The sequence below is a fragment of the Amnibacterium soli genome (assembly GCF_039544415.1).
GTDB classification, from domain to species: Bacteria; Actinomycetota; Actinomycetes; order Actinomycetales; family Microbacteriaceae; genus Amnibacterium; species Amnibacterium soli.
The window spans coordinates 46,607-54,351 of sequence record NZ_BAABLP010000007.1 but is presented as its reverse complement, the minus strand read 5'-3'; the positions used below and the strand labels follow the sequence as shown (position 1 = coordinate 54,351).

Here is a 7,745-nt window from a genome sequence, read left to right as displayed (position 1 = left end):
ACCTGCTGACCGTGACTGGCATCGGCGCGTTCCTGCTGCTCGTGCTCTCGGCGACACCGGCCCACGACGGGCGCCTGGGCCGGCGCATGGTCGCCGTGGCGACAGGGGTGGCGTGCGTGCTGCAGGCGGGCCTGTTCGTGGCTGGCAGCACGATGGCCGGGTGGGGCGGGTTGGATTCGCATCTAACCGAAGCGATCGCGAGTCCGTTGTTCGTCGTCTACGCGGGCGTGCTCTGGCTCGCCTTGGCGGGCCTCGCCTGCACGGCGATCATCACGCAGCACGCGCAGACCCGCGGCCGGCCTTGGAGTCTCGCGCGGGTCGGTACGACGCTGGTGGTCGTTGGCTGCGTGGTGGCGCTGGCATGGTGCGCCAACGCGATCGCGCAGGCGATTAGGGCGATCGCTGCTGGCGCGGGCGGCGCGCCAGATCGGTTGGGGCCCGTGCTGGCACTGGTCGGTGGTGCGGCGGTGTTCCTCGGCTTGGCGCTGACGAACTTGCCGCACGTCGCTGCCCGCATTCGAGCCGCCGGGCTGGATATCGCGACCCGGCCGCTGTGGCGCCGAGCGGTCGCCTCTGCACCGGAGGTTGTGCTGCCCTCGACCACGAGGGCCTCGCTCGGAGGCAGCGCGACGCTCTACCGTCGTTGGATAGAGATCGAGGACGCGGTCCGCCTCGATCGGCTCCAGCTGACGGACCAGGAACGGGAGCGCGTCGCCACCATGCAGCGCATGTTCGCCCCCGCCCGTTCGGCGGCCCGGCACGTGGACCAAGCCCGGTGAGTCAGAAGTGAACGGCGCCGGCCCCCTCGACAGCGAGGAGCTCGGCCGCAGACTCAACCTGCTGCTCGACACGATCCCGCACGACGGCACCCGGGCGACCTACGCGATGGTGCGGGACTTCCTCGCCGAACGCGGCATCAGCCTCAGCCAGTCCCGGTGGACCTACCTGCTGGCCGGGCGGGCTGGCGAGCGGGTGAACGGCGGCCGGGACCTGATGGCCGGCCTCGCTGCCTTCTTTGAAATCGATGCCACCTACCTGCTCGACCGCGCCGGACCGATCCCTGAAGCGTTGGAGCAGCAGCTTGAGCTCCTGCGACAGGTCCGGATGCGCGAGGTCCGGCTCTATGCCACCCGTAAGCTCGGCAGCGTCTCTCCCGAGACCCTGCAGGAGATCACGCGCATCCTCGGCGAAGCCGCCGACTGACGCGGCTCAGTCGGGCAATTCCTCGCCGAGCATGTACGCCAGGTGAGCCTGGGTGATCTGCTCCACCCGGTGCCGGTTCAGCGAGTACTTCGGTGCGCTTCCGACGGTGACTTCAGCTTCGATCACCCCGAGCTTCCGCAGATCTCTCAGGTGACGATTCACCGTCGGTCGGACGAGTCCTGCGCCGCTGATGATCTGTCCGATCTGGGCGCGATCGTTCCCCGCGAGGAATCGGATGATCGCTGCGGCCGCTGGATGGCCGATGCCGCGGACGGCCATCAGCACCTCGTCTTCGGCGCCGGGCTCGCGCGGCGTCGGGTCCGAGGGCATCGCAACATCTTCGCGCACCCCCTCGCACCGCTTCTCTATCGTCGTAGGGTAGGTCTATCGTAGGTTGATAGAAAACGGGCAGACTGCAGCCCGTACGGGTGGGGGTGCTCGATGCGTAGTGGCGCCGGCCGTACCCGTCAGCGAGTCGCCGGAGCGTGCGCGGCCGTTGTCGTCGTGTGCGCTCTCACGGGCTGCACATCTGCGCCCGAACCGGGGGCCGTCTCGCTCACGTCGTCAGCGGCGACGCGGCCTCTTCCGACGCAATCGGCCCCGCCCCGAGCTTCGTCGAGTGCCCCCGTGGACGAGGAGCAGTCGGTCTCTACGACCAGTCGCGCATCAGCGGTCGCGATCGCCTCCGAGACACTGGCGGCCTTCTGCCGCCCGACCCTGACGCCTGACGCCTGGCTGTCGGCGCTCAAGCACTACCTGACGGACGACGCAGCCTCCGCTTACGCCACCGTCCTGCCCGATCGAGTGCCGTGCCACCGAGTGACCGGCGCGGCAAGCCCGACCGACGGTGACGGGTTCACACAGACGATCCGTGTCCCCACGGACGCCGGAACCTGCCTGGTACTGGCGCAACGGCCGAGCGGCCACGCGCCGTGGCGCGTCGGCCGCATCGTGCTCCCGAGACATGACCTCTGATGGTCATGCGCACCGGGTTCGTGCTAGCTCCCGTCGTGGCGGTGGCGCTGCTGCTGTGGGTGCTCTTCTTCGGAACCGCTGCGCCGGCGCAGGCCGCGTGCAGCGGCGCAAGCACCGGCCCGATCGACGCCAAGACGATCCCCGCCAGCGCGAGACTCCGTGGCTTTGGCCACGACCAGCTGGTGAACGCCGCCGCAATCGCCAACGCCGCCTCGGCGCTCGGCCTCGACGGAGCAGGGCAGGCGTTGGGGATCCAGGCGGCGATAGGCGAGGTATCGCTGGTGAACATCGACTACGGCGACGGGGCAATCAACCCCGACGGGTCGGTTGCAGACTCGATCGGCCTGTTCCAGCAGCAGCACTGGTGGGGCTCTGTCGCCGAACGGATGAACCCGACTTCCTCGGCGACGCTGTTCTACAAGCGGCTGATCACTGTGCACGGCTGGGAGCAGCTCGCGCCGACGCTGGCGATCAACCGGGTGCAGGGCAACGCCGATCCCTACTACTACGCGCAGTTCGGCGGGCAGGCAGCGGCGATCCTGGCCTACTTCCGCAGCCTCAGCAGCACGGTCACGACCGCCGCGCCGTCGACGAGCGCGGCCGCACCAGCGGATACCCCGACGTCGGACGTCTCCGAAGCCGCATGCGCGGTGAGCGGCGACGCACGGCAGCTGGCCGGGGATCTGGTCAAGCAGATGGACGCGGGGCGGCTCACGCTGCTGGAGCCGCGGTACGCGGACGAGATCCGCCACGTCGCCGACGGCACTGCCTCGGCGATGTGCGGGCTGGACCCGCGGGTGCTGCAGATCATCACCCTCGCGCTGCAGCAGTTCCACACCGTGGGGGTCTCCGACCTGAACCGTCAGTGCACCGGCTCGCTGCTGGGAGCGGGTACCGGGTCGGCACACTGGATCAACGGCGGTGGCGAGGCGGTCGACTTCTACAGCCTCGGCGGGTCCGCGCTCACCGGCGGCGACGGGAAGTCGATGACGTTCCTGCACGCCCTCGCACCGCTCATGCCCACCGGCGCTCGGGCGGGTCAGGTCGAGTGCCGGACCCCGGTCGTGCTGCCGAACATGACCCAGTTCTCTGACACCTGCGACCACCTGCACCTCGACGTCGCCTTCACCGACGGCAAGCCGCTGAACCTCCCCGCCGGCAGCTGATCGGCCCCACACCTCACCGTCCGCGCCTGCGGCCGGGCCCTCCCGAGAACGAAGGAGCATCACATGTCCGTACTGCTGGCCGTCCCAACGGTGCTGGCGTCTCTCCCCCACCTCGCCGACGCCGCGGCGCCGCACCTCGCCGCTGTGCCGGACCCCGGCGACGGCACCATGCCGCCGGGCTTCGCGGCCTTCCAGACCGTCATGGGCTGGGCGAAGTGGGTCGCTCTCGGCGTCGCGGTGCTCGGTCTGATCCTGCTGGGTGCCTCGATGACGATCTCCGCCCGTCGAGGCGAGGGCGGTGAGATCGGCGGATGGCTGGGTCGTCTGCTGATCGGCGTGATCATCATCGGCGCCGCCTTCACCATCGTCGGCTTCCTCGTCTGATTCACGCATCCGGCCCGAACACGAGCAGCAGGCAAATGGTGAGCAGGTGAACGACACCGCGTCAGGACGTCCCCCTCGGCGGCGTCTCATCGTCGGCGTCATCGGCGTGCTCGTGCTCGTCGCCATCGTGCTCGCCGTCGGCATCGGGCTCGGTCGAGACGGGAGCGGCGGGGCCTCTGCACCGTCCGCTCCCGCATCGCCGTCGAGTGCGCCACGAACGATTCCGGTTGGTCAGACCAGCGTGTGTGGCCTGCCCGGCTTCGACCGCCCCGAAGCGACCTTGGCCTCCGCGCCGGCGACGACGTGGACCACCGTCGGCACGATGTCCGCTCCCTCGGCTGCCCAGACCGGCCCCGGCACGACCAGCAGCGACGGACTCCGGTCCTGCTACGCCCACACCGTCGCGGGCGCGCTGTTCGCCGTTGCGAATATCTGGGCGATGGGTACCGACCCCCGCCTGAACAAGCCGCTGCTCGAGCAGCAGACCGCCGCAGGCACCGGCCGCGACGCGGCGCTCAAGGCGAACATCCCCACCAGCAACACGGGCCTCCGAGCCCAGATCGCAGGATTCAAGGTGACCTCGTACAGCGGCACGACCGCCACGGTCGACCTCGCCTTCCACCTCAACACCGGCGAGCTCGTGAGCCTCCCGGCGCCGCTGGCGTGGGACGGCCGGGACTGGAAGGTGCAGCTCGCGGACGACGGCTCCGCCGTCTTCGGCGCCTCCAGCCTCAACAGCCTCGCCGGTTACATCCCGTGGGCGGGTGAGGAGTGACCGGGGCCCTCGGTGCGGCGACCGCGGCGCCATGCGCGCCCCTCGACGCACTCTGCAACGCCAAGAACGTCGCCGGGGACGTCGTCTCGGCAGCCACGAACGACGCGCTGCAGCAGTTCGTGAACAACATCCTGGAGGGATACGGGAAGGCGATCGCTTCCCTCGGAACCCTTTGGGTCTACCTGCCCTCCCCCGTGACCGTGGTCGACGCCGGAGGTGGTGCCGCTGGCGGTAGTCCTCCAGGTGGCGCCGCGTTCGTCCAGGTCCTCGGCTACGTGACGTGGGTGTCGCTCGGGGTCGCGGTCGCCTCGCTGATCGTGGCCGGCGCGATGATGGCGAGCCGCCGCCGCCACGGCGACGGCGAGACCCACACCGCACGGCTCGGCGTGATCGTCCTGGGGGTCCTGCTGATCTCCTCGGCCTCCGCGCTAGTATCCGGCTTCCTGCCGCGGGTGTTGGCCGGCAACCAGGCGTCCTCCGTCGTTGGATGGGTGCAGGGCCAGCTGGAGTGGTACACCGCCGGTCTCGCTGTGCTGTCCGTGCTGATCGCCGGCGGACGGATGGCCTGGACGCAGCGGGCGATGCCGGTCCGTGACCTCGCCGCCTCCGTGCTGACCTTGATCGCCGTCGCGGGTGCCGGTCTTGTGGTGATCCGCCTGACGGTGGCTGCCGGGGACCAGTTCTCGGTCTGGGTGCTGAACAACTCCACCAACTGCGACGTCACGAATGGCGAATCGAACTGCTTCGGCACCAACGTCGCGACGATGATCGCGCTGACTGCGACGAGTCCGATCGGCACGATCGGGCTGTTCCTGCTCGGGATCCTCGCCCTGCTGATGACCTACATCCAGATCGCGCTGATGGTCTTCCGCGGAGCGATGCTCGTGCTGCTGGCCGGTGTGCTGCCGGTGGCATCGTCGTTCACGAACCTCGAGACGGGGCGGGTCTGGTTCAAGAAGGCGATTGGCTGGACGATCGCGTTCGTCCTCTACAAGCCCGCCGCGGCCCTGGTCTACGCGATCGCGTTCAGGCTCACCGGCACGGATCTGTTCAAGTCAGACGGCACCGGCCTGTTCCAGATCGTCACCGGGCTGGCCTTGATGCTCATCGCCCTGGTCGCGCTGCCTGCCCTGATGCGCTTCCTGGTTCCCGCCGTCGCCTCGATCGGCGGCGGCGGCTCCGGCGGACTGCTCCTGGGCGCTGCCGGTATCGCCGGTGCGGGCGAGGTCGCCTCCGGCGCGATCCGCGCACACGGCAGCAGCGCAGCACCTAGCGGCGGCAGCGCGCCCGGCGGTGTGGCCGCGGCCAGCGGCGGCCTGTCCCCGTCCGGCGGCATGGCCGCTGGTGCTGCAGGTGGCACGTCCGCCGGAAGTGGAGCCGCGGCGGGCGGGGCCGCCGCGGCGGGTCCGGTCGGGATCGGACTGCTGGCCGCGGGAGCGGCGGTCAAGGGCGGCAAGCAGGCCGCATCGGCGGTGCAGGCGGCGACTGAACAGCACACCGGCGGCGAGGGAACTGCAGCATGACGACCACCACCACGGCGAGAGCCCGAGACATCGACGGCCCGCGGACCTACGGCAACTGGCGGCGACCGCAGACCGCGGGCCTCGGCGGGCTGGGGATGGTTGCAACCGGGGTGCTGTTCGCCGGGATCGCGATCTCGATCCTGACCGTGATGATCGCCGGCTTCGGTCGTGCACTGATCGTCGCGGCCGGATTCGGCCTGGTGCTGGCGGCGGTGTCGGTGAAGGACAAGCACGGGCAGTCGGCCCTGGGACGGAGCGTCAACCGCATGAACTGGATCCGCACCAAGAGCCGCGGCGCGAACCTCTACCGGTCCGGGCCTGCGGGACGGGCCAAGTGGGGCACCTACCAGCTGCCGGGGCTGGCCGCCGCATCGCGGCTGACCGAGCACGAAGACTCTCACGGGCGTCGCTTCGCGCTAGTGCACATGCCCTCGACCCGCCACTACACGGTCGTGATCGGCACCGAACCTGACGGCGCCGCGCTCGTCGACGCAGACCAGGTCGACAACCAGGTGGCCGAATACGGGATCTGGCTGGCGAACCTCGGCGACGAGCCCGGCATCGAAGCCGCCTCCGTGACGGTCGAGACCGCCCCCGACACCGGCACGCGGCTCCGGTCCGAGGTCGAAGGCTCCCTCGATGCCGACGCACCCACGTTCGCACGAGCGATGCTCGGCGAGGTCGTCGATGCCTACCCGGTCGGTTCCGCCACCATCCGGGCCTACATCGCCATCACCTTCAACTCTGTGTCCCGCATCGGCGGGAAGCGCCGCACCTCGGACGAGGTCGCGACCGATCTCGCCGCGCGTCTGCCCGGCCTCACCTCATCGCTCGGCGCCACCGGTGCCGGCGCTGCCCGACCGCTGTCCGCCCAGGAGCTGTGCGAGGTGGTGCGGGTCGCGTACGACCCCGCTGCTGGCGTCCTGATCGACCAAGCCCGCGCAGCGGGCGACGTGCCGGCCCTGTCGTGGACCGACGTTGGACCGGCCGCGGCCGACACCCGGTGGGAGTCGTACCGGCACGACTCGGCCGTCTCCACGTCGTGGACGATGACCTCCCCGCCGCGGGGCGTGGTGCAGTCCGGGATCCTGGCCCGGCTGCTGGCTCCGCACCGCGACATCGCCCGCAAGCGGGTCACTCTGCTCTATAGGCCGATCGAGGCCGCCCGCGCGGCCGCCATCGTGGAAGCGGACCTCAACGCTGCTCGATTCAACAGCTCGTCGTCCGCAAAGCCCACCGCTCGCTCGACGCTGTCGACCCGGTCCGCGCAGGCGACGGCAGCAGAGGAGGCAGCTGGCGCCGGCCTGCTGAACTTCGGTCTGATCGTCACCGCCACCACCCTCGATCCCGCCCTCCAGGCCGAGGCACACGCGGCAATCGACTCCCTCACCGCCTCCGCTCGCCTCCGAGTCCGTCCGGCCTACGGCGCGCAGGACACCGTCTTCGCCGCAGGTCTCCCGCTCGGAATCGTCCTGCCCCGGCACCTGCGTCTGCCGACCGAAGTGCGGGAAGCCCTGTGACCACCACCGACCCGCACCGCACCCAGCAGGACCCCGCCTCGGGCGAGGACGCCGGAACGCCGGCGGACGTCGGGCCGTGGGGCGGCCCCGCCGAAGCCAGGACGGTCAGCCTCGCGCGGGACGGCGCCCGGAAGCGGCAGCGTCGAGCCCGATCGATCCCACACGGCACGGATCGAGCGCAGACCGAACCGAAGCCGAC

The 7,745-nt window shown here is 70.4% G+C and carries 9 protein-coding genes; 8 read left to right on the top strand and 1 reads right to left on the bottom strand.

Annotation, left to right across the window (positions count from 1 at the left end; genetic code table 11):
- The coding region (locus ABEA53_RS15290) for a DUF6545 domain-containing protein (protein WP_345482174.1) at window positions 1–779 on the top strand (779 nt) is incomplete at its 5' end.
- 7 nt (window positions 780–786) lie between these two features.
- Complete coding sequence (locus ABEA53_RS15285) at window positions 787–1,203, top strand: hypothetical protein (RefSeq protein ID WP_345482173.1); 417 nt, start codon at window positions 787–789, stop codon at window positions 1,201–1,203.
- Window positions 1,204–1,209: 6 nt separating this feature from the next.
- Here the strand turns inward: ABEA53_RS15285 and ABEA53_RS15280 are convergent, their stop codons facing one another.
- Window positions 1,210–1,533 (bottom strand): helix-turn-helix domain-containing protein, encoded by a 324-nt coding sequence (locus ABEA53_RS15280; protein WP_345482172.1) that lies wholly within the window; start codon window positions 1,531–1,533, stop codon window positions 1,210–1,212.
- 297 nt (window positions 1,534–1,830) lie between these two features.
- On the opposite strand from ABEA53_RS15280, the gene ABEA53_RS15275 reads away from it, so the two are divergent.
- The 6 genes from ABEA53_RS15275 (at window position 1,831) to ABEA53_RS15250 (ending at window position 7,546) form a co-directional block, all read left to right on the top strand.
- Window positions 1,831–2,178, top strand: a complete 348-nt coding sequence (locus ABEA53_RS15275) for a hypothetical protein (protein WP_345482170.1) — start codon at window positions 1,831–1,833, stop codon at window positions 2,176–2,178.
- Between the two features lie 41 nt (window positions 2,179–2,219).
- Window positions 2,220–3,344: a hypothetical protein gene (locus ABEA53_RS15270; protein ID WP_345482168.1), complete on the top strand. Its 1,125-nt coding sequence runs from the start codon at window positions 2,220–2,222 to the stop codon at window positions 3,342–3,344.
- Between the two features lie 63 nt (window positions 3,345–3,407).
- Window positions 3,408–3,728, top strand: a complete 321-nt coding sequence (locus tag ABEA53_RS15265; RefSeq protein ID WP_345482167.1) for a hypothetical protein — start codon at window positions 3,408–3,410, stop codon at window positions 3,726–3,728.
- A 46-nt stretch (window positions 3,729–3,774) separates the two neighbouring features.
- A complete protein-coding gene (locus tag ABEA53_RS16980; protein ID WP_486303793.1) occupies window positions 3,775–4,503 on the top strand; it encodes a DUF8175 domain-containg protein in 729 nt (242 codons plus the stop codon).
- Complete coding sequence (locus ABEA53_RS15255) at window positions 4,500–6,026, top strand: TrbL/VirB6 family protein (protein WP_345482165.1); 1,527 nt, start codon at window positions 4,500–4,502, stop codon at window positions 6,024–6,026. Before ABEA53_RS16980 ends, ABEA53_RS15255 begins: the two co-directional genes overlap by 4 nt.
- Window positions 6,023–7,546 (top strand): SCO6880 family protein, encoded by a 1,524-nt coding sequence (locus ABEA53_RS15250; RefSeq protein WP_345482164.1) that lies wholly within the window; start codon window positions 6,023–6,025, stop codon window positions 7,544–7,546. The genes ABEA53_RS15255 and ABEA53_RS15250 overlap by 4 nt, the downstream gene beginning before the upstream one ends.
- Window positions 7,547–7,745: the final 199 nt, after the last annotated feature.